General features: G+C 68.9%; 21 protein-coding genes and 1 pseudogene. 12 read left to right on the top strand and 10 right to left on the bottom strand.

Annotation, left to right across the window (positions count from 1 at the left end):
• Positions 1 to 46: 46 nt before the first annotated feature.
• Positions 47 to 586, bottom strand: coding sequence for a phenolic acid decarboxylase (locus CRV15_RS35640; RefSeq protein ID WP_003952800.1), 540 nt, complete (start codon positions 584 to 586; stop codon positions 47 to 49).
• On the opposite strand from CRV15_RS35640, the pseudogene CRV15_RS37295 reads away from it, so the two are divergent.
• Positions 585 to 869: pseudogene (locus CRV15_RS37295) on the top strand (hypothetical protein); the annotation flags it as partial. The gene CRV15_RS35640 and the pseudogene CRV15_RS37295 sit on opposite strands and share 2 nt — an antisense overlap.
• Positions 870 to 982: 113 nt before the next feature.
• On the opposite strand, the gene CRV15_RS37300 reads toward CRV15_RS37295, so the two are convergent.
• Positions 983 to 1,183, bottom strand: a complete 201-nt coding sequence (locus tag CRV15_RS37300) for a hypothetical protein (RefSeq protein WP_009999704.1) — start codon at positions 1,181 to 1,183, stop codon at positions 983 to 985.
• A gap of 158 nt (positions 1,184 to 1,341) precedes the next feature.
• Here CRV15_RS37300 and CRV15_RS37645 point away from each other — a divergent pair, with 158 nt between their 5' ends.
• From CRV15_RS37645 to CRV15_RS35680, 8 genes are all read left to right on the top strand, one after another.
• Positions 1,342 to 1,506 (top strand): hypothetical protein, encoded by a 165-nt coding sequence (locus tag CRV15_RS37645; RefSeq protein ID WP_009999705.1) that lies wholly within the window; start codon positions 1,342 to 1,344, stop codon positions 1,504 to 1,506.
• Positions 1,507 to 1,961: 455 nt separating this feature from the next.
• Positions 1,962 to 2,411, top strand: a complete 450-nt coding sequence (locus CRV15_RS35650) for a hypothetical protein (protein WP_009999706.1) — start codon at positions 1,962 to 1,964, stop codon at positions 2,409 to 2,411.
• 123 nt (positions 2,412 to 2,534) lie between these two features.
• Positions 2,535 to 3,869, top strand: a complete 1,335-nt coding sequence (locus tag CRV15_RS35655) for an FG-GAP-like repeat-containing protein (protein WP_003963768.1) — start codon at positions 2,535 to 2,537, stop codon at positions 3,867 to 3,869.
• 119 nt (positions 3,870 to 3,988) lie between these two features.
• Positions 3,989 to 5,155 carry a transglycosylase family protein gene (locus tag CRV15_RS35660; RefSeq protein ID WP_003963769.1) on the top strand — a complete coding sequence of 389 codons (1,167 nt, stop codon included), beginning with the start codon at positions 3,989 to 3,991 and terminating at the stop codon, positions 5,153 to 5,155.
• Positions 5,156 to 5,303: 148 nt separating this feature from the next.
• The gene (locus tag CRV15_RS35665; RefSeq protein WP_003952804.1) at positions 5,304 to 6,614 is read left to right on the top strand and encodes a VCBS repeat domain-containing M23 family metallopeptidase; all 1,311 of its coding nucleotides are present in this window, start codon (positions 5,304 to 5,306) and stop codon (positions 6,612 to 6,614) included.
• Positions 6,615 to 6,623: 9 nt separating this feature from the next.
• Positions 6,624 to 8,369, top strand: coding sequence for an FG-GAP-like repeat-containing protein (locus CRV15_RS35670; protein WP_003952805.1), 1,746 nt, complete (start codon positions 6,624 to 6,626; stop codon positions 8,367 to 8,369).
• A 143-nt stretch (positions 8,370 to 8,512) separates the two neighbouring features.
• The gene (locus CRV15_RS35675; RefSeq protein WP_003952806.1) at positions 8,513 to 8,923 is read left to right on the top strand and encodes a hypothetical protein; all 411 of its coding nucleotides are present in this window, start codon (positions 8,513 to 8,515) and stop codon (positions 8,921 to 8,923) included.
• 408 nt (positions 8,924 to 9,331) lie between these two features.
• Positions 9,332 to 9,736: a hypothetical protein gene (locus tag CRV15_RS35680; RefSeq protein WP_003952807.1), complete on the top strand. Its 405-nt coding sequence runs from the start codon at positions 9,332 to 9,334 to the stop codon at positions 9,734 to 9,736.
• Between the two features lie 803 nt (positions 9,737 to 10,539).
• On the opposite strand, the gene CRV15_RS36225 is transcribed toward CRV15_RS35680, so the two are convergent.
• The 3 genes from CRV15_RS36225 to CRV15_RS35695 form a co-directional block, all read right to left on the bottom strand.
• Entirely contained in the window at positions 10,540 to 10,677 is a 138-nt protein-coding gene (locus CRV15_RS36225; RefSeq protein ID WP_003952809.1) for a hypothetical protein, read from the bottom strand.
• Between the two features lie 69 nt (positions 10,678 to 10,746).
• Positions 10,747 to 11,328, bottom strand: coding sequence for a tetratricopeptide repeat protein (locus tag CRV15_RS35690; RefSeq protein WP_003952810.1), 582 nt, complete (start codon positions 11,326 to 11,328; stop codon positions 10,747 to 10,749).
• 94 nt (positions 11,329 to 11,422) lie between these two features.
• A complete protein-coding gene (locus CRV15_RS35695; protein WP_003963770.1) occupies positions 11,423 to 12,118 on the bottom strand; it encodes a flavin reductase family protein in 696 nt (231 codons plus the stop codon).
• A 65-nt stretch (positions 12,119 to 12,183) separates the two neighbouring features.
• On the opposite strand from CRV15_RS35695, the gene CRV15_RS35700 reads away from it, so the two are divergent.
• Positions 12,184 to 12,903: an ArsR/SmtB family transcription factor gene (locus CRV15_RS35700; protein ID WP_029183298.1), complete on the top strand. Its 720-nt coding sequence runs from the start codon at positions 12,184 to 12,186 to the stop codon at positions 12,901 to 12,903.
• A gap of 647 nt (positions 12,904 to 13,550) precedes the next feature.
• Here CRV15_RS35700 and CRV15_RS35705 read toward each other — a convergent pair.
• From CRV15_RS35705 to CRV15_RS35715, 3 genes are all read right to left on the bottom strand, one after another.
• Entirely contained in the window at positions 13,551 to 14,294 is a 744-nt protein-coding gene (locus tag CRV15_RS35705) for an SDR family NAD(P)-dependent oxidoreductase (RefSeq protein WP_003963773.1), read from the bottom strand.
• A gap of 84 nt (positions 14,295 to 14,378) precedes the next feature.
• The gene (locus CRV15_RS35710) at positions 14,379 to 14,810 is read right to left on the bottom strand and encodes an Rrf2 family transcriptional regulator (RefSeq protein WP_003963774.1); all 432 of its coding nucleotides are present in this window, start codon (positions 14,808 to 14,810) and stop codon (positions 14,379 to 14,381) included.
• Between the two features lie 100 nt (positions 14,811 to 14,910).
• Positions 14,911 to 15,780 carry a helix-turn-helix domain-containing protein gene (locus tag CRV15_RS35715; protein WP_003952816.1) on the bottom strand — a complete coding sequence of 290 codons (870 nt, stop codon included), beginning with the start codon at positions 15,778 to 15,780 and terminating at the stop codon, positions 14,911 to 14,913.
• 137 nt (positions 15,781 to 15,917) lie between these two features.
• On the opposite strand from CRV15_RS35715, the gene CRV15_RS35720 reads away from it, so the two are divergent.
• Positions 15,918 to 16,661 (top strand): SDR family oxidoreductase, encoded by a 744-nt coding sequence (locus tag CRV15_RS35720; RefSeq protein ID WP_003952817.1) that lies wholly within the window; start codon positions 15,918 to 15,920, stop codon positions 16,659 to 16,661.
• A gap of 222 nt (positions 16,662 to 16,883) precedes the next feature.
• Positions 16,884 to 17,336, top strand: a complete 453-nt coding sequence (locus tag CRV15_RS35725; RefSeq protein ID WP_009999715.1) for a hypothetical protein — start codon at positions 16,884 to 16,886, stop codon at positions 17,334 to 17,336.
• A 151-nt stretch (positions 17,337 to 17,487) separates the two neighbouring features.
• Here the strand turns inward: CRV15_RS35725 and CRV15_RS35730 are convergent, their stop codons facing one another.
• Both CRV15_RS35730 and CRV15_RS35735 read right to left on the bottom strand, forming a co-directional pair.
• The gene (locus tag CRV15_RS35730; RefSeq protein WP_009999716.1) at positions 17,488 to 18,336 is read right to left on the bottom strand and encodes a hypothetical protein; all 849 of its coding nucleotides are present in this window, start codon (positions 18,334 to 18,336) and stop codon (positions 17,488 to 17,490) included.
• 328 nt (positions 18,337 to 18,664) lie between these two features.
• Positions 18,665 to 19,849: an acyl-CoA dehydrogenase family protein gene (locus CRV15_RS35735; RefSeq protein WP_003952820.1), complete on the bottom strand. Its 1,185-nt coding sequence runs from the start codon at positions 19,847 to 19,849 to the stop codon at positions 18,665 to 18,667.
• Positions 19,850 to 20,081: the final 232 nt, after the last annotated feature.

Below are 20,081 nucleotides of genomic sequence, written 5' to 3' on the forward strand. Positions count from 1 at the left end.
GAGCGGTGAGCGCGCCGTCAGTGAGTGCCGCGCCCCGGGGTTCCAGTCAGTTGGAGCGGTCGGACCAGCCCTGCGGGAGTTCCACGGGGGATGCGGAGATGACGGTCTCGTCGTCGGGGCCGACGAACTCGAACAGGGTGATCTTCGCGAATTCGGGGACCACGTAGATCGGGTAGGTCGGTCCCTCGTCGCGGTACGTGCGCATCTCGTCGAGGTGGTCGTTCTGATAGAGGGCGGTGCGCCGACCGTGTTCCTCGACCCAGCGCGGGAAGAAGATCACGCCATGAAGGCGGCGCTTGCCCGGCAGGACATTGACGGAAACCGATGTGCCGGTCGGCTCGTTCCAGGAGATCTTGTAGTCGTCGTCGTCCAACTGGACGAGGTCGACGTGCTGGTCTTTGACCCAGCGGCCACCCACCAGACCGGAATGTATCCGGTAGTCGATGGTCGTGGCGTTCTTCACATACATCTCGTACTGCCAGCCGTTGGCGTAGGTGTAGATGAAGCGGTGGCCGACGACCCCGGAGAGGTCCTGCGGGGGAACGGGGTTCTGAACGGTGGTCTCGTGCGCTCCGCTGACGGTCATGGGGTGCCTCCTGCGCATCCGTTGGCGACAGATTCATTTTCCCTGCAGGACCATTCTGTGTCCGACTGTCCGATCGGGGTGTGATGAGCCCTTGGACACCGCGACCGGCCTCGGACGAATCATCAACCAACTGCGACGCGCCGTGCTGCGCACCCGCGAGGCCGAGGATCTGCCTGATCTCGCCGAAGCGCAGACCGAACTGCTGCGAGTCCTCTCCGAAGGCGGTTCACTCACGTCGGGGGAGCTTGCCGTTCGACTGAGCGTGGCACCCTCCACGGTCAGCGACCTGGTGCGCACCACAACCGCCTCCGGCATCGTCGAGCGCACACCGTCCTCGACCGATCTGTGCACGGTCCGCCTCGTGGCCTCGCCGCCTGCCATCGACCTGCTCAACCGCTACGACCGGGCGGGCAGGAAGCCCTCCATCGCGCTCTGGACGGTCTTCCGCCGGAGAGCCGACAGGCCCTCGAACGGGCGCTTCCCGCGCTCGCCGAACTGCTCGGCATACAGCAGGGCCGGACGCAGGAGTGCCTTGGGCGGCCCCCTTCCACGAGCGCCTCCTGTCCTCTCCGACTCATGGTGGACAGATCCGTCCACGGCCCTTTCCGTCCACCTGATCACCCTTCCACCCCGTCTGAACTGCGACGAAGCTGAACTCGTCAGCCAGGCACCCCTGAAGGACACCACCGGAGCCCAGCGCCACCGCGGGACGCGAAGCACCAGCGACCATCACGTCACACAGAAGGATCACGACCATGCTTCGCAGCGCCCTCGTCAAGACCGACGCGGTTGCCGCCCTCTCCCTCGGCGCGCTCGGCGCCGCCCACGGGGCCCGGTCCGAGTCGGCCGAGAACCACTCCTCCACCACCGCCGTGACCGTCGTCGCCTACGGGCCCGGCAACGACATGATCTGGGGCTGACCGCCAGGGCAGCACCCGAGATTCACCTGCCATCGGCCCACGTGCGGAAGAAGCAACCCGTCTTGACGTTCATCGACTCCAACCCTCGTTCGCCCCGGCGGCTCGCCGCAGCCGTTCTGCTCGTCGCCGGGCTCGTCGGATCACTGGGCGCCTGCGCCAGTTCCGATCCGACCGTCCCTGACGCCCGTACCGCGGCCACTGCGGTCACCCCGCCCTCCGACGCCGACAGCGCGGACCACGCCGCAGCAGCCCATGCCTCGCAGGCCCCCGAGCCCCTGGATACCGGCCCGACAGGCCGGGCACCCGAACCCCTGCCGACGCCAAGCGCGGCCCCGGGGACTCCGCATCAATCGGGAACCCCGCAGAAACCGAGCCGCCCGGCGTCTGCCACCCACCGGCCTGCCACGCCCCCGCCTGCCGGACAGCAGCAGCGCCTTCCCGAAGGACGGCTGACCGTGGCCAAGACCGCGCGACTCACCGTGGACATCACCGGACTGCCCGCCTCACCGCGGCTGGTGCCCGGTGGCGCACCGCTGAAGTTCACCGTGACCATGCGCAACACCGGCGCCACCGACCACCCGCTCATCGCACCCGTGGTCCGCTTCGACCAGTACGACGGGGGGCTCGCCCCGCTCGGCTCGGTGGCCGGGCGCCTGGAGCGCTTCGACCCCGCGACCGGCAGCTGGCAGCCCGTCTTCCTGCCGCAGGCCTCGGGCATGGACTTCCTCCTTGCCGCCACCGGTGGGGCGCCGCTGCCCAAGGGCGCCACGACGACGATCCGCTACCGGGTCTCAGTCGACACCGGTCTGCGTGCCGGAGCCACCGAACTCCAGGTGTACGCCGTTTCACAGCCGACCAATCAGCAGGCCGGGATGGCCACGGCGAAGGTCACGATCGCACCCTGAGCAGCACCACCTGACCGGCAGCAGCACCTCTGATCGACGGTACCGCTGTCCGTGTTCGTCGCGCTTTCGCGCGGTGCGGTTCTTTCTCAGTTCACTCGGCACGCGCGTGCCGAGAACTTCAGCATGCCGATTTACAGGAGACATGACGTGTCAAAGATTTCCGTTCGACGCACCCTGCAAGGGATGCTCGCCACTGCCCTGCTCGCTCCCGCCCTGATGCTCTCCGGCGCCCAGCCCGCCTCCGCCAGCGTGGGTTCCACGATCATAGGAATAGCGGAGCAGAACCTCGGCAACGGCCCGTGCGACACCAACAGTGCAGGCGGATCCGGCTATTACGGAAGTTGTGGACAAGCCTGGTGTGCCGACTTCGCGAAGTGGGTCTGGGCCCAGGCGGGTGTGGACGTCGGCGGGCTCACAGCAGCCGCCGGAAGCTTCGGCCAGTACAACGGTGGGCTGAAGAGCACCCCGCACGTCGGTGACGCGGTGGTCTTCAACTACAACGGCGCCGGATACGCCGACCATGTGGCCCTCGTGAAGTCCATCAACTCCGACGGCACGATCACCACGGTGGGCGGCAACCAGAGCGGAGCCGTCACCTACGGCACCATCACCGCCGCCGGCTACTACAACACCCAGCGCGTCAGCGGATATGTCTCGCCGATCGGCGGAGTGGACCAAGAGCCTCCGATGGCGGTGGGGGTGTCTCCGATCATCGGTGTCGGGGATATCAACAAGACCGGTGTTGCCGACTACCTCGCGCGTGGTTCGGACGGCCGTCTGTATTCGTATATGGGTAAGGGTGACGGTACTTTCACGGGTCGTACGGATCTGGGTGGTGGCTGGAACCAGTACGACATGGTCATCGGTGTCGGTGATATCAACAAGACGGGGGTGCCCGATCTTCTGGCTCGCGGCACCGATGGCCGTTTGTACTCGTACATGGGTAAGGGTGACGGTACTTTCACCGGGCGCACCGATCTCGGTGGTGGCTGGAACAAGTACAACCTCATCGTCGGTGCCGGTGACATCAACGGCACCGGTGTCGGGGACATCGTCGCCCGGGATGCCAGCGGTGACCTCTGGGCGCATATGGGTGTCGGTGACGGTACTTTCACCGGTCCCACCAAGATCGGCCACGGCTGGAACCAGTACGACACCATTATCGGCGCGGGTGATATCAACAAGACCGGCGTGCCCGATCTCCTCGCCCGCGGTACGGACGGCCGCCTGTACTCGTACATGGGTAAGGGTGACGGTACCTTCACGGGGCGTACCGACCTGGGTGGTGGCTGGAACAAGTACAACGCCATTACCGGCCCCGGTGACATCAACTCCACGGGTGTCGCCGACCTGATCGCCCGTGATGCCAACGGCGACCTCCACTCCCACATGGGTGTCGGTGACGGTACTTTCACCGGCCCCACCAAAATTGGCCACGGCTACAACATCTACAACTGAGGTTGACCGGCGGGCGCGCGGACTCCTTTCCCGCGCGCCGATCCTCCCTCCCCTCCCTCTTTCCTCCCCCTGTGCCGTGGTTCCCTGCGCCCGGCGCCCCCGAATCCCCGGAGACATTCATGCCGCGTCACCTGTCCCTGACCCTGCCCCGAGCACGCAAGGCCGCCGGTGTCCTCGCCGCCGCTGCTCTTGCCGCTTCCGCCCTGGCCGGCGGCTCCGCCAGTGCGGCTTCGCTCGCCACGTGGGACAAGCTCGCCGAGTGCGAGAGCGGAGGCAACTGGAGCATCAATACAGGCAACGGCTACTACGGCGGAATCCAGTTCAGCCTGAGCACCTGGCAGTCGATGGGCGGTACTCAGTACGCCGCCTACCCGCACCAGGCCACGAGGGAGGAGCAGATAACCGTCGGCGAGAAGCTGCTCGACGCCGCCGGCGAGGGCCAGTGGCCCCACTGCGGCCCGCGGGTGGGCCTCGGCTCCGACCCCGCCGACCCGTTCCCCACCACACCTCCGATGGCGGCGGGGATGTCGCCGATCGTGGGTGTGGGTGACATCAACAGAACGGGTGTGGCGGACTTCGTCGCGCGTGGTTCGGACGGCCGTCTCTATTCGTACATGGGTAAGGGTGACGGTACTTTCACGGGTCGTACGGATCTGGGTGGTGGCTGGAACCAGTACGACATGGTCATCGGTGTCGGTGATATCAACAAGACGGGGGTGCCCGATCTTCTGGCTCGCGGCACCGATGGCCGTCTCTATTCGTATATGGGTAAGGGTGACGGTACTTTCACAGGCCGTACCGATCTCGGTGGTGGCTGGAACAAGTACAACCTCATCGTCGGTGCCGGTGACATCAACAGTACCGGTGTCGCCGACCTGATCGCCCGGGACGCCAACGGTGACCTCTGGGCGCATATGGGTGTCGGTGACGGTACTTTCACCGGTCCTACCAAGATCGGCCATGGCTGGAACCAGTACGACACCATCGTCGGCGTCGGCGACATCAACAAGACCGGCGTGCCCGACCTCCTCGCCCGCAACAAGGCAACCGGCCACCTGTACTCCTACATGGGCATCGGCGACGGCACTCTGTCGGGTCGTACGGACCTGGGCGCGGGGTGGGACCAGTACACGGCGATCACTGGGCCGGGCGACATCAACTCCACGGGCGTCGCCGACCTGATCGCACGTGACGGCAGCGGCGACCTGTACACCTACATGGGTATCGGCGACGGCAAGTTCACGGGCCGCACCAAGGCCGGCCACGGCTACAACATCTACAGCTGAACCACACCTGACCTACGGCTGATCTCCGGTCTCACCCCGTCGAGAAAGCCGTTCCCCGTGGTACGGGCGGCGGGACCCCGCGGACCGCTCCGGGAACCGCCGCCCGCTCCGCCTCTCTCCCCTGACTTTCCTCAACGAAGGATTCTTCATGCCCATGCGTCGCTCGCTCAACGCTGCCCTTGTCGTCGCGATCTCGGCGGGAACGCTCACCCTCGGAGCGTCCGGGGCGCAGGCCGCCGAGCGCCCCGACTTCCAACTCCCCGCCCCCTGCGGCGAGATATGGACGGCCAGCACCTACGCAGGTCACAACCCGACGAACTCCGTCGACCTCAACCGCTATCCCGGTGACGACACGGGACTGCCCGTGGCCGCCAGTGCCGCCGGCACTGTCGAGGTTGCGGGAGACAGCGGGGGCTGGGCGGGCATACGCGTCCGTATCAACCACGGTGGTGGCTGGACCACTCACTACGCACACCTCTCCGCCGTCGACGTCACCGCCGGTGCCTCGGTGATCGCGGGCCAGACCATCGGCAGGGTCGGCAACACCGGCAATTCCTCGGGCGCCCACCTGCACTTCGAAGAGACCCTCAACGGTACGGGTCAGCCCGTCACCTTCGACGGCGTGGCATACAACGGCGGGACGCAGGAGTTCGTCAGCAAGAACTGCGGCGAGCCGGAGCCTCCGATGGCGGTGGGGGTGTCTCCGATCATCGGTGTCGGTGATATCAACAAGACTGGTGTTGCCGACTTCGTCGCGCGTGGTTCGGACGGCCGTCTGTACTCGTACATGGGTAAGGGTGACGGTACTTTCACGGGTCGTACGGATCTGGGTGGTGGCTGGAACCAGTACGACGTGGCCATCGGCGCGGGTGATATCAACAAGACGGGTGTGCCGGATCTTCTGGCCCGTAACAAGGCAACCGGTCACTTGTACTCGTACATGGGTAAGGGTGACGGTACTTTCACGGGCCGCACTGACCTGGGTGGTGGCTGGAACAAGTACAACCTCATCGTCGGCGCTGGTGACATCAACGGCACCGGTGTCGCGGACATTGTCGCTCGTGATGCCAATGGCGATCTCTGGGCGCACATGGGTGTCGGTGACGGTACTTTCACCGGTCCCACCAAGATCGGCCACGGCTGGAACCAGTACGACACGATCATCGGCGCGGGTGATATCAACAAGACCGGCGTGCCGGATCTCCTCGCCCGCGGTACGGACGGCCGCCTGTACTCGTACATGGGTAAGGGTGACGGTACTTTCACGGGGCGTACCGACCTGGGCGGCGGCTGGAACAAGTACAACGCCATCACCGGCCCCGGTGACATCAACTCCACGGGTGTCGCCGACCTGATCGCCCGGGACGCCAACGGCGACCTCCACTCCCACATGGGCATCGGCGACGGCACCTTTACCGGCCCCACCAAAATCGGCCACGGCTACAACATCTACAGCTGAGGACTCGCCATGCGCATCCGCCGAACCGCCATCGCTGGCGTCCTCGCCGTGGCAGGTCTGATCACCCCCCTGACGCCTTCCGCGCAGGCGGACACCGTCAACCCGGCCTCCGCTCCTGTTCTGCGCTTCCTCAGCTACAACATCTGCGGCAACTGGGAGGCGTGCAGCTCCACCGCGGACGAGGTCACCAACCGCGTCCAGAAGGTGTACGACGAGACCATGGCCTGGAAGACGGACGTCGTCCTCCTCCAGGAGGTCTGCCGTACACAGTTCACCAGGCTGGAGCAGAAGCTGGGCTCTCAGGGCTACACGGGTTCCTTCACCGTCACCCAGACCCCCGCCGGGGACACCTCGCAGGATCTCTGCAAGGACGACGCCGTTCCGAACGCTGTGGAGGGCGACTACGGCCTCGCCGTGTTCACGAAGGGGGCCATCACCAACCACCAGGTCATCGATCTGGCCACGGGCCTGGAGAAAGGCACGGAGCGCTGGACGACCCTGTGTGTGGACGCCCCCCTTCAGGGGCGCACCACCCGGAGCTGTTCGGTCCATCTCTACTCCGACAACACCTCCGTCGCGAAACAACAGGCCGAGACGCTGGCGGTTGCCGCGAACTCCTGGATCGACAAGGGCATCCCCGTTGTCCTGGGCGGCGACTTCAACCCCCGGTACAGCGGCGGCCAGGCCAACGCGCCGCTCTCCCCGGTCCTCGACTCCTTCTACAGCCACTCCGGGGGCACCGGCCGCTTCACGGAGGCCGACGAGACGGACACGAGCCGGTTCACGGCCGCGTGCTCCTCGCTCAACCGGCCTGCGGGCCACTGCCGTTCGGGGGCTCCCACGCTGATGACGAAGGCCCCCGACCCGGAGGCCAAGCTCGACTACATCTTCCTCAGCAGGAACCACTTCAAGAACGTCGCCGGCGACGCCCTGCCCCAGATCTCTTCGGTGTCCGACCACTACGCCTACCGAGGTGCCGCGACCTGGTCGTTCTGCAACAACCCTGATGACGGCATGGCGGACATGCTCCGCCGCGACGCGGCGGGCGATCTCTGGCGACACTTCGGACGTTCCAACGGCGTACTGGACCCCGTTCCCTGCAAGGTGGGCGCCGGCATGAGCGATTTGCGCCTGATCGGGCGGGGTGTCGACCACGACGGCGGCGGCGAGGACCTGTACTCGATCAACAGCACCGGGGACCTCCTCTTCCACCCGGGCCACACGAGCGAACTGTTCTTCTCCACGCCGCAGAAGGTCGGCTGGGGGTGGCAGGCAGCGTCGGCGCTGAACTCCAGCGCCGACATGAACGCGGACGGCATCGCCGACCTGCTCGTCGCCTTCGACAACGGTGACCTCTACCTCGTCCCGGGCAAGGGCGACGGCAGAGTGGACGCCAAGATCCGCATCGGGCAGGGCTGGGACATCTATGACACCGTGCTCGCCCCTGGCGACGTCACCGGCGACGGCAAGGCCGACGTCATCGCACGCGACAAGGCCGGAGCGCTGTTCGTGTACCCCGGTACCGGCACGGGGACGCTGGGGACGCGCGCACAGATAGGCCACGGCTGGCAGATCTACCACACGGTATTCGCTCCGGGAGACGTCAACGGGGACGGCAAGCCGGATCTGCTCGCCCGGGACGACGCGGGAACTCTCCAGTTCTACGCCGGAAGCGGCAAGCAGAACGGAAACGCCACCTTCGCCGCCATGGTCAAGTCCGGATCGGGCATCTCCAGTACCGACCTGGTGCGCTGAGACGACGGCGGCACGGCGGCACGGTCCTCGTCGGGGAGGCGCCCGGGCTCAGCCCGCAGGCCGCCGAGCGGCTTGCGGGCCGAGCCCGTGGATTCCGAATATGGCTGCGTGAGGGAGTGCCTTGAGTTGAAGGATCACAACAGATGAGCCGGCTGCGTTTGTTCGCACGGAAAGATTTTCATGTGAGTTCGTGGTTTGGGATTCCGGTTGAAGCGGGCGTGAAGACGGTGCCGATCACTGGAATGCGCGAGCTGGTGGCTGCCGCAAACCGTCGAGGATACAGCAGGAAAGGGACGGGCCTGGATCTGGAAGGAAGCCAGAGATTCGCACTCATTCCCTACCTGCCGGAAAATTCCCCTGAGGCGAGCTGGATGTGCTTGGTGGCCGCCTTCCCGCACTCTTTCACGCTTGCAGTGGCTGAACGACCGAGATGCACATTCGGCAGGATCGATGTATCCACCGTGGACTTCGAGTCCTTGCCGTCGGCGGACTCCGCCACCCGGGATCAACTGTTGCACTGGATGATGTGGGAGGCTTATCGGGCGCACCAGTGAAGATCCTTGAGAGGGTGTCTCGGGAGACACCCTCTCAAACATGTGCACCTCTGGTGCGCATGGGGGGTGCGAGTTCTTTTCGATCTCATGCGGAGCGAGCCTGTCTGAATTCAGCAGTTCCGGCTGTGGCGATTACTGGCATCATTTTGTATCGCACTTCGTTTCCGGTCGGCTCCGGGACCGGAAACGGGCCGTGGGCCCGAAATTCTGGCATGCCCACTGTTCATCAAGCCGGTTCTGTACAGGGTAATGGACCGACTTCAACTCGGCAGGACCTGACGATGGCGCATCGGTGCCGGAATCTGACAACGTCCGCCCGGAGGCTGTCCGGTTGACGGATCCGACCCGCCCGAAGCGCTCATCGCAACCGCGTACAGGACCACCCCGACACAGCGCAGGAGGACCGTCATGCGACATCTCGGACACCGGGCGTCGGCCCTGCTCGGCACCGCCGCTCTGCTGGCAGGGTTCAGCTCGACCACAGGGACGGCACAGGCGAGCACCGGGCCCGCAGCGACCCCGGAATCCGTCTGCGGCAGCGGCTACACCGTCCGGGATCAGAGATGGCTCGTCCACGCGACGGTGTGGCTGCTCCGGAACGGCAACTCGGCGTGTGTGGTGACCTTCAAGGAAGGGTCGGCGATCGGCAACGACGTCGTCGTCGGGGCCTGGGTCGAGTCCCGGACCGGCGGTCTGCGCGGCGACAAAGGGAGGTACTCGTACTACGCCGGACCCGTGAAGATCACCGCCTCCTGTGTCCACTGGGGCGGCGAGTACGGACCCTACTCGGGCAGCAGTACGCCCTGTTGGTGACCTGACTGTCGTGCCCCCTGCCCCGGTGCCGGTTCGGTGTCGGGGCAGCGGCGGTGAAACCCCCGGCGGAGCACCGCATGTGACCGCGCCCCACCCACTGGCTGCGGCCAGGTCAGGGTGCGGGGCTGGATCACCGTGGTGGCGGCGCACCGGTGGAGAGGGCGATGAACCGGGTGCGCTCGCCGGGCCCGCCGAGGTATCAGCGGAGTCCGGTCGCGGTCCACTCGCTCGGGCAGCGGCACAGCGCCGAGGGCGTGGGCAGCAACTGTTCGGCCGGGTCCTGGCCGGCCGTCGGCCGAGGTCGGCCCGCCGCCGTCATCGACCGCGGTCGGCGGTGTCGGGGCTGAGCGGGATCTCCTCACGTTCGCCGGGCGGTCACCGAGAACGCGGAGGGGACAGAGGCCTATTCGTGGGCCCCACGGCTCACCCGTAACTACAGTTCTCGGGGGAGCCGTCCATCTCCACATCGCCGACCGCCCCCGGGAGCGGGCCTCGGTCCGCAAGACCGCCGCCGGGCCGGGCCGCGGCCCGTCGGCGATCAGCCGGGGGACCAGCGTCGCCGCCTCGGAAGCGGCACCTGCCGCCCGCACGCGGCCCGGACCCGCGCGGACGCCCGCAGGCCACGGCCCCCGGCTTTCCGTTCGCGTCGTCCGGCGGGCCGGTTCCGGCGAAGACATGCGTCACGGCCTCCGCCGGACCGATGCGAAGGCTGTGGGTGTCCACCGGACCTGGACCCGGTGCCGGCGTACAGGTGAACGGCCCGTACGCCGATATCCGGCACGGCAGGACCCCGGGGCTGGGGGTCAGCGAGCGACGGGGTCCAGGGCGTGGAGTTCGGCGGCGGCCTCTCGCTGGAGAGGGTGGTGGTGGACGGTCAGGGTGTGCAGGGCGCCGGCGAGGACGGCGCGCGCCTCCTCGGGGCGGTCGAGGCGGCACAGCACACGCCCGAGATCGAGCTGGATGGGTCCGCTGAGCGCCGGTGAGTCCGCGGTCTCGAAAGCGGTCAGCGCCTACCGCAGCGGTGCCTCGGCTTCCTCCCAGCGGCCGAGTGCCGCGTAGTCCTCGCCGAGATGGCGCAGGGTCAGCGCCTGATAGACGGCGAGCAGATGGGGCGAGAGCCCGCGATAGCCCGCACGGCACAGCTCCAGCCCGTGAAGATGGTGTTCGAGGGCCTGGTCGGCGTGACCGCGCTCGCGCAGCGTCTCCCCGAGGGCGTTGAGGGTGGTCAGCAGGGCGAGTCTGCCCTCGGTGGTGGGGTTGTCCCGGTGGAGAGCAGTGCCGCGCGCGGTGAAGTCACCGGTGTCCCTCGACAGCGACAGCGCGCCCCGCGCCGGTGGACCGGCATCCGCGCGGGGGCGTGACCGGCCTGCGCTGGCGGCCGCCTCCAGGTCCCCGGCCCCGGCGGCGGCCCTCCCAGCGCCCCAGGACACCGGGGTGGCCACCCAGAACATGCAGCGCAAAACGGAACTGCGGGCGGGCGGGTCACGCCGCTGGCCCAGAACTTCGATGTGGTCGCCCTGCGCAGGCCCAGCCGGTGCGGACAACGACCCCGTCGAGCAGGAGAAGACGATGAAACCCAACGTTCTGCTCATGAACGCGGTGATCTTCCACAACGCCCCTGGACCTCGCGGAGACCGTCCGGCAGTCGCTCGTCGACTTCACCCCGCTGCGCGACATCGCCTGATCTCAGTCGGGCGCTGTGCCGGCGGGCGCGGGCTCTGCCGCAGGCCCCTCGAAGTCACGGGGTGTCTGGGTGCGGTAGGAGTGGCCGAGCTCCGGGCCGAGTCCGAAGTAGTGGCGGAAGTTGTAGATGAGGGGGCTCCAGGCGGCGGGATCGATGTGGTCGGTGCCCGGAACGACGATGCGGGAGTCGGCGTGCACCTTGCACACGACGGCCTCGACGATGACGAAGTCCCCGGAGGCATCCGGCTGCACCCGCTCCGCGCGGGCCTCCAGTTGGATCGGGCACCCGGCGACCCGAGGCGGCCGGACCAGATGGGAAGGTTCGCTGGTCATACCGGCTGCGGCGAACTTGTCCGGCTCGAAGCGGCAGCCCTTGGGCTTGCTCGTGGGCACGGGACTCCGGCCCGTCAGCGGTGCCAGCCGCTCCACCGCCGGCCACTGGGCGGGGGCAGGCATGCTGATGACCAGGTCGGGGCGGCTGCCGAGGTTGTACGCGGTCTGCCCCTCACGGCCGAGTCCGATCACCACCGTCCGCCCGAGGGCCCATGCGGAGGATATCGGCGCGAGGTTGAAGGAGCCGTCCTGATTCTCTGTCGACAGGAGCACCACGGGCGTCCCGAAGTACAGGATGCTCGGCTCGATCTCCAGGTGGGTGGCTACTGTCTGTGCGGGCAGAGTGCTGGGAAGTGCCGTGTTCATGGCGAACAGCCTAGGGTCCGGTTGTTTCGGCCGAGGCCGAAGTGTTTCAGGTGACAATGGACCATATGGACATGCAGCGCGCACATACAGCCGGTCCCGACCTGGCCGCCGTGGCGAAGCTTCTGGCCGACGGTACGCGGGCGGGCTTCTGTCTGGCCCTGCTCGACGGCCGGGCGTGGACAGCGACGGAATTGGCACGTCACATGGGGGTGGCGCCCTCGACCGCGACCGAGCACCTGCACGCGCTCGTCCGCGGAAACCTGCTGGCCGAGGAGCGGCAGGGGCGCCACCGCTATGTGCGTCTGGCCGGTCCGCACGTCGCCGAGCTGGTCGAGAGCCTCGCCGCGATGGCGCCCGAGCGCGCCCCGGCACCCCGTTCCCTGTCGGCGTCCGGCCGCCGACACGCCCTCGCCCACGCCCGTACCTGCTACGACCACCTTGCCGGGACCGTCGGGGTCGCCATCACCGACGCGATGCTCCAGCGGGGGCTGCTGGACCTGGGGCATGGACTCGGGCTCACCGGCGCCGGAGCGACCTGGCTCGAAGATCTCGGCATCACCGTCCCGACCGGCACGCGCCGGCCGTCGGTACGGTCGTGCCTGGACTGGACCGAACGCCGCCCCCACCTGGCCGGCGCCGTCGGCGCCGCCCTGTGCTGCCACGCGTTCGACACAGGCTGGATCACTTCCGTCGGTACCACGCGCGCCGTCGCCGTCACCCCCCTCGGCCGACAGGCACTCCGCCGCCAGCTCGGCTTGTCCGATGCACTTCTGTCGCGGAAATGAGTGGTTCTGAGAGACCGCGGCCCCTCGCTGGTGTCGCCCCTGCCTGCGGCGGACTCAGCCGACCGCCGGGGCCGGCGGCGCGACCGCCTCGCGCAGTCCGGCGGCCGTCCGGGCCATGAGTTCGGAGAGGGCCGCGTCCGGGTCGACCGGCCGGCGGGACGCGGGTGCCGGGAGACCGCCATCGCCACATCGACGATGAAGCGTGCTGTAGGACGAGCCGCACCGCGCCCTGGACACGGCCCCGACGGGCGCGGCCGGATCGACCGCGCCCACCAGGCAGGTCCGGGCGGCGGCTCGCTGCCCGGATTCGATCGGGCCGACCGGGGACCCGACCGCGTCCTCACCGTCTCGGACTTCGCCCTGCGGAGGTCGCACTGCTGCGTTCGCGCGAGGACGTCCATTGCGCCGTCGAGGTCTTCCTCCGGTGGGCGGCGGGTCCTGGCCGACGCCGCCCGTCGATCCGGCGCTGGCGCGGGCCGGGTTCCCCGTCGGCCACGGGGACGGCACCCGCTCCGGCGTACCTGCCCCGGCCAGGACCCCGGCGGGGCCGCGTTCAAGGGGCCCAGCGACGGGAATCCGGCGGAGGCGGGGGAGTCGTCCGGGGTGAGGATCTCGTAGCGGCCGATCGCGCCGGGCGGCCCGTGTGACTAGAGCTGGGTGGCGCCGCCGTCGACGACCAGTTCCGCGCCGGTGGTGAAGGAGCTCTGGGCCCCGGCCAGATAGAGCGCGGTCGCGGCGACCTCGTCGGGGTGGCCGGACCGGCCGAGCGGGGTCGGCGCGGCGGACCCGGCGTGGTCGTCCAGCGGGAGCGCGGCCCGCAGCTCGTCGGCGCCGGGGGTCGTGACGGGGCCGGGGGTGAGGGCGTTGACCCGGATGCCGCGGTCGGCGAGCTCGGCGGCCCAGGTGCGGGCGAGGCTGCGGATCGCCGCCTTGGTGGCGGCGTAGACGCCCAGGCCCGGGACACCGCGCAGGGCCGCGCTGGAGGAGAGCAGGATCACCGAGGCACCGGCCGGCAGCAGCGGAAGCGCCTTCTGGACGGTGAAGACCGTGCCCTTGAGATTGATGGAGGTGGTGCGCTCGTACTCCTCCTCGGTGATCGTGCCGAGCGGACCGGAGTCACCGACGCCGGCGTTGGCCACGACGATGTCGAGACGGCCGCTGCGCTCGGCGATCCCGGCGAAGAGCCGGTCGAGGTCCCCGAGTTCCGATACGTCGCTCCGGATACCGATGGCACGATCGCCGACCTGTTCGACGGCACTCTTCAGCTCGGCCTCGCGGCGGCCGGTGAGGTAGACGGTCGCCCCTTCGGCGGCGAACCGCCGGGCGATGGCCAGTCCGATGCCGGTGGAGGCCCCGGTCACGAGGGCGGTCCGGTTGTCCAGTTGTCCCATGACATTCTCCCCAACTTGATGTAACTACTATTGTTACGATGAGGGCCGCGAAAAGCGCCGCCCCACCGCGATCCGCAGGCGAAGCTAGGTGTCTCTCAGCAGGTCGCGCAGCACGTCTTCCAGTGTGGTTCTCGCCAGCTCGGCACGGAGAGCCGCCTCGACGCCGTCGTAGGCGGCGCCCAGTACCGGCGCTATGCCCCGGCCCACGACACACTCGGGGTCGGGCGCGGCGGGGTGCAGAGCGAAGACCGGCCCCGTCTCCACCGCTTCATAGACGTCGAGCAGAGTGATCGTCGGCAGGTCCCGCGACAGCATCCAGCCTGCCCCGGTACCCCTTCGTGAGTCGACCAGGCCACCCTCGCGCAGTTGGGCCAGCAGGCGGCGGATCACCACCGGGTTGGTGTTGACGCTCGACGCGATCTGCTCGGAGGTCGCGACCTCATGCCCACGGCGCTGATACAGCCCGATCCAGGTCAGGGCGTGCGCGGCGACAGTCAGCCTGCTGTTGGCCCCCATGCCGTCCACCTCCCTTCCCGTCCTCTCGTTGTAACGATAGCAGTTACGACAACATTCCGGGAGTGCCGGGGACGGTTCCCGGGCGCCTCGGCGGTCTCCGTCACCGCCGATCGGCCGTGCCGCTCCGCTCGCCCCCGTTGCTCTCGGCGCGGTCTCTCCCGGTGCGGTGGCCGGTGAGCGAAGCCAGGCGGCGGGCGTCGGGGCTCGCGGGCTCGGCGGTGCCGACCAGGAGGTACTGGCCGGAAGCGTTCTGGACCTCGAACGTCTGATAGGCGAGTGTCAGCCGCCCGGCCCTCGGGTGACGGAAGGTCTTGGCCTTGCTGCCCAGGCGGCCGACGTCCTGACGGCTCCAGAGCTCCGCGAACTCCTCGCTCCCGGCGAGCAGGCCGTCGATCAGGGCGCGCATGCGCGGGTCGTTCCGCTCGTGACCATGGGCCAGCCGCAGCGTGGCGACGGTGTCACGGGCCACGGTGGGCCAATCGGCGAACAACTCGCGGGCCGCGGGGTCGCGGAACAGGGACCGGGCCATGCTCCGGGGTTCCGTGAGCGGGGAGAGCAGGGCGTCGGCGAGCGCGTTCGAGGCGAGGACGTCCAGACGCCGGTTGACGACATACGCCACCGCGGCGGGGAAGGCGCGCATCAGCTGCAACAGCTCCGGCGCGACCCGCTCCACGTCCGGGGACGCCTGCTCCCCCGGGACGAGCCCGGCCAGACGGTAGGCGTGCCAGCAGGCGTCGGGCTCCAGCCGCAGGGCCCGCGCGAGAGCGTCGACGACCTGGCCGGAGGGATGCCTCTCCCGGCCCTGCTCCAGACGGGTGTAGTAGTCGGCGCTGACTCCGGACAGGACGGCGACCTCCTCACGCCGCAGCCCGCTCACGCGACGGCCCCGGGAAAGGGGGAGGCCCACGTCGGCCGGGCCGATCCGGGAGCGACGCGCCAGCAGAAATTCCCCCAGCTCATTGCCGCTCATGCCCCGATCGTACGCCGCCGGTTCCTGGGAGCGGCACACCCAGGAAGCCCCGCCCTGCCGCTCGCGCGGAACCGGACGCATCCTGGCGACACCGGCCGTCGTCCCCCGCGGCCGTCACCCGCTCCGAAGGGAAGACCATGACCGACCCGTCCACCACGGCCGCTTCCAAGGTGGTCCTGATCACCGGAGCCGGCAGCGGTATCGGCGCGGCCACCGCCCGAACGCTCGCCGCCGTCGGCCACCACGTGGTCCTCGGGGCACGGCGCACCGAACGCCTGTCCGCCCTCGCCGAGGACATCGAGGCCCGGGGCGGCAGCGCCCTGCCGATCGCGCTGGACGTGACCGACCCGGCCGGCGTGCGGTCCTTCGTCCACACCGCCCACGACCGGTACGGGCGCGTCGACGTCCTGGTCAACAACGCCGGCGTCATGCCGCTGTCGCGCCTGGACGCGCTGAGGGTCGACGAGTGGAACCGCATGATCGACGTGAACCTGCGCGGGGTCCTGTACGGCATCGCCGCCGTCCTGCCCCTCATGCGGGACCAGCACGGCGGGCACATCGTGAACATCTCCTCCGTCTCCGGACTGAAGGTCGACCCGACCGCGGCCGTCTACAGCGCCACCAAGCACGCCGTACGCGCCCTGTCGGAGGGGCTGCGCCAGGAGAGTCGGGAACTGCGGGTCACCGTGGTCAGTCCGGGCCTGACCCGGAGCGAGTTGACCGCCTCCATCGGCGACAGCGGGATCAAGGACGCGGTGCGGGAGCAGATGGGCATCGCGATCCCCGCCACCGCGATCGCCGAAGCGATCCGCTACGCCATCGACCAGCCCGCCGACGTGGACGTCAACGAGATCGTCGTCCGGCCCACAGCCCAGGGATGAGTACCCGCGCACGCATCACGGAACGGCAGCAGCGAGAGAAGCACCGGCGACATCCCGTCGTGGACCGTGGCCGCCCGGGGTCCCGGTGAGGTGCCACTCCTGCGTGGACGTGGGCGAGTTCATGATCGCCAGCGGCAGGAATGGAACGGGAAGCAAGATCCGTTCCACCGTAGGCAACGGGGACACCAACTACCTGATGGGCAAGACAGATATATGCGTCGGATGACGGACACCCATCCCGTGCTCGTGCGGCACTGGCACGGTGAGCACCCCTTCGCGCTGACCGTGCTCGCGCTGCCCCCGGAGCGTCTCGCCGAGGCCGAGGAGCACGCGCTCGCCGCACTCGGCGGGCAGCGGCTGCCGGATTCCTGGGAGGACGCCGACCCGTTGCTGCGCAGGCGTCTGGTCGGGTGGTGCCGGAACATCCCCACCGAGGGGCTCTGGCACCTCACGGACGAGGACTCCGGGACCACCGAGGCCGAGGCACACCACCGGCTCCTGGAGCGGACCGCCCAGGAGTGGGAGTTCGGCCGGGGGCCGACCGCCGGAGCGGCCCTGCCGGGGCTGCTGGCCCTGGTACGCCTGTCGGCACTGGTGTGCCGGATGCCTCCGGACATCTGGCTGGATGCCGATGAGGACCTCCTCGACATCTACGACCGGTACACGGTCGGCTGACCCGCACCGGCCGCCGGTACCACGCCGGACAGCATGACCCGGGCGCCCCCGGCCGAGTTCCTCTCGGCCGGGGGCCCACGCCCGTCCAGCACGCGCCGCCGGGGGACGACCCCCATCGGGAACGGCCCTGGCGAGCCTCACGACGCCGAGGTCACCGCGCCATGCGCAGCCGCTGACAGCCCCGGAGCCGATCCGGCTGCCCGGAGTCACAGACATCGAACCAGACGTTCTTCAACCCGTAGCGGACGCTGTCCTGGCCCACGTCGGGATGACCGTCGGTGTTCACCGTCAGGCTCGTGACGTGGCTGCCATGGCGGTCCTCGTAGTGCATGCGCAGCGTGCCGCCCCAGCCGTCCCTCCGCCCCTCACGCAGATCCCGTGAGTGCGGCACGACGTACTCGATGCCGTACCAGCCGTCCCGGGTGTCCCAGTACCGGTACCCCACACTGGCCGCCGTCGAGCCGCCCCGGCTGCGCCCCTCGAAGAGGGTGAACCCGGCCCGGGGCGCCGGTGAGACAGTGGGCGCGGCCGTGGTCTGCGCTGAAGGGGCCCTGTTGTGGCGGTGGAGGAGCACCGCCGTCCCCACGCCCGCGATCAGGGCCACCGCCACCGACACCGCCAGAGTCAGGCGCGTTCCGCCTCCCGGGAACCGCAGGGCCACGCCGGTGCCGCTCTCCCGCGCCGGCCGGGGGACCGTCCTGTCCTGCGGCGGAACGGCCTCCTTCCACACGATCCGGTCCCGGACCGCGAGCCACTCCGCCACCCGGTCCCCATCCCCGCAGGCCCGGACGAGGGCCGCCAACTGATCGGGGTCCGGCGCGATCTCCCGGTGCAACAGCGTGAACGCGGTGCTGCGCGGCAGAACATCCCCGGCGGCCGCGGCACGTGCCTCCAGCTTCCGGTACGACAGCCCGGAATCGTTCTTCAACCGGCGCAACGCCGCCAGGAACGCGGCCGGATCGGCAAGGCTCTGCAAGTCCTGGGACGGTGAGGGTCTCATGCCGCCGATGCTCATGTCCCCAAGGCTGGAAGAGCAACGACGATCTCCGCCAATCACCGTGGGGACGGCGCATTCGCGTGACGAGGCCGTCCCGTGTCCCTGGACGGCTCCGGGGCACCCGTCCGACCTGCGTGAACACCCGCCCCGCGCCCTGAACGCGTCTCGGATGTCCGGGACACCCGGGAACTATTGCCCCTGGCCACCCTCGGACCTCAGGATGTGGATCGATCGCACTGCCCGACCGGAAAGGGAGAAACATGCGGAGCCGGAGCCGGAGCCGCAGGGCGTGCGCACACGCTGGACCACGCGCGACAGCCCGCTCGGCACATCAGAGGAACGGCGTCCTGGGGTCGAGCCCCGAAAGCACCCTGCCGTAGAGCTCCAGGTTGGCCGTGGGATTGACGAACGAGTGCAGATTCAGGGCGTTCAGGTCCCGCACGATCCGCTGGATCGGAACCTCACGGTGCAGGGACGAGGCGCCCGAAGCGCTCCCGACCAGGTCGGCGGCCTCCTTGCACAACCGCGCGATGTACCCGCCCTGCGCCCTGATCCGGGCCCGTTCCTCCGTCGTGTAGGGCTCCCCGCTGCTCGCCTTGGATTCGACAAGCTCCACCAGGCCCGCGGTGAGCAGTTCTGCCGAAGTGACCTTCATCGTGGCCTCGGCGAACTGGAGATGCGTCACCGCCGCCTCGTTCTGGTGCTCGTAGAAGGTGTAGGTGATGCCCCGCTGCTGGATGCGCTGCCCGAACTCCGTCAGGGCCGCCCGTGCCAGCCCCAGGGCGTTCCCGGCCAGCCAGACCATGAACAGCAGCAGCACCGGCATCCGGTAGAAGGGGTCGGCGCCACTGCGCTGCGAGGGGAACACCCCCGCCAGCAACGGCTCCACCGGCAGGACGCGATGCGCGGGCACATGAACGTCCTGCGCCACGACAGTGTTGCTGCCGCTCCCGGTCAGACCGGTGACGTCCCAGTCGTCCAGCACCGTGAGATCGGTCATGGGGATCGCCAGCCACAGCGTCTCCGGCGGGCCGTCCCCGGTGTCGGCGAGCGCGGTCAGCAGATGCCAGTCGGCATCCTGGCAGCCGGTCGCAAAAGGAGATCTCCCGCTCACCACATAACCGCCGTCCACCGGAACGGCCCTCGAACCCGGGATGAGAGTGCCACTGACCCGCGCATCGGGACGGCTGAAGATCTCGTCCTGAGCCTCGTCGGGGAAGAGAGCCGCGATGAACGAGGTCCCGGTCTGGATCATCGCCATGTACCCGGCCGACCCGCACGCGACGGAGACCTCACTCAACACGTCGATCTGCGTACGCAGCGAGGACTGATAACCCCCGTAGTGACGGGGAACGTTCATACGGTAGATCCCGGTCCCGGAAAGGGCCTCGACGACCTCGGCCGTCACCCGCCGCCGCTGCTCCCCGCGCGCCGCGTGCGAGCGGATGAGCGGGATATGCTCGCGTACCCGTTCGATGAGGCAGGTGTCCGAACGTGGTGCCGATGAACCGGCCAAGGAGGACCTCCGCCTTTGGGTCGTGGGAGATTCTTTACGGTGGCGCCAATCCCGAGGGCTGTCAACCATTCCCTCAGGGCGCGTCGGACGGGCCTGCGGGCCCCGAGGCCGGTCACCGAGAGGAGGGCTCCCCGGGAGGGACGTCCCTGCCGGAGGACCGCACGCGGTCCCGGCGCTCCCCTCCACCACGCTCGGCCGGCGCCTGGAGACAGACGGGGTCTCCGCCGGCCGC

Source organism: Streptomyces clavuligerus, from assembly GCF_005519465.1.
GTDB classification, from domain to species: Bacteria; Actinomycetota; Actinomycetes; order Streptomycetales; family Streptomycetaceae; genus Streptomyces; species Streptomyces clavuligerus.

Excerpts from the sequence above, each read along its gene's own strand:
- CRV15_RS35670 (WP_003952805.1), top strand. The coding sequence starts at position 6,624 with ATGCGCATCCGCCGAACCGCCATCGCTGGCGTCCTCGCCGTGGCAGGT.
- CRV15_RS35690 (WP_003952810.1), bottom strand. The coding sequence starts at position 11,328 with ATGAGCAGAACGTTGGGTTTCATCGTCTTCTCCTGCTCGACGGGGTCG.
- CRV15_RS35730 (WP_009999716.1), bottom strand. The coding sequence starts at position 18,336 with ATGAGACCCTCACCGTCCCAGGACTTGCAGAGCCTTGCCGATCCGGCC.
- CRV15_RS35660 (WP_003963769.1), top strand. The coding sequence starts at position 3,989 with ATGCCGCGTCACCTGTCCCTGACCCTGCCCCGAGCACGCAAGGCCGCC.
- CRV15_RS35675 (WP_003952806.1), top strand. The coding sequence starts at position 8,513 with ATGAGCCGGCTGCGTTTGTTCGCACGGAAAGATTTTCATGTGAGTTCG.
- CRV15_RS35725 (WP_009999715.1), top strand. The coding sequence starts at position 16,884 with ATGACGGACACCCATCCCGTGCTCGTGCGGCACTGGCACGGTGAGCAC.
- CRV15_RS35720 (WP_003952817.1), top strand. The coding sequence starts at position 15,918 with ATGACCGACCCGTCCACCACGGCCGCTTCCAAGGTGGTCCTGATCACC.
- CRV15_RS35710 (WP_003963774.1), bottom strand. The coding sequence starts at position 14,810 with ATGGGGGCCAACAGCAGGCTGACTGTCGCCGCGCACGCCCTGACCTGG.
- CRV15_RS35665 (WP_003952804.1), top strand. The coding sequence starts at position 5,304 with ATGCCCATGCGTCGCTCGCTCAACGCTGCCCTTGTCGTCGCGATCTCG.
- CRV15_RS35700 (WP_029183298.1), top strand. The coding sequence starts at position 12,184 with ATGGACATGCAGCGCGCACATACAGCCGGTCCCGACCTGGCCGCCGTG.
- CRV15_RS35715 (WP_003952816.1), bottom strand. The coding sequence starts at position 15,780 with ATGAGCGGCAATGAGCTGGGGGAATTTCTGCTGGCGCGTCGCTCCCGG.
- CRV15_RS35655 (WP_003963768.1), top strand. The coding sequence starts at position 2,535 with ATGCCGATTTACAGGAGACATGACGTGTCAAAGATTTCCGTTCGACGC.
- CRV15_RS35640 (WP_003952800.1), bottom strand. The coding sequence starts at position 586 with ATGACCGTCAGCGGAGCGCACGAGACCACCGTTCAGAACCCCGTTCCC.
- CRV15_RS35680 (WP_003952807.1), top strand. The coding sequence starts at position 9,332 with ATGCGACATCTCGGACACCGGGCGTCGGCCCTGCTCGGCACCGCCGCT.
- CRV15_RS37645 (WP_009999705.1), top strand. The coding sequence starts at position 1,342 with ATGCTTCGCAGCGCCCTCGTCAAGACCGACGCGGTTGCCGCCCTCTCC.
- CRV15_RS35695 (WP_003963770.1), bottom strand. The coding sequence starts at position 12,118 with ATGAACACGGCACTTCCCAGCACTCTGCCCGCACAGACAGTAGCCACC.
- CRV15_RS35705 (WP_003963773.1), bottom strand. The coding sequence starts at position 14,294 with ATGGGACAACTGGACAACCGGACCGCCCTCGTGACCGGGGCCTCCACC.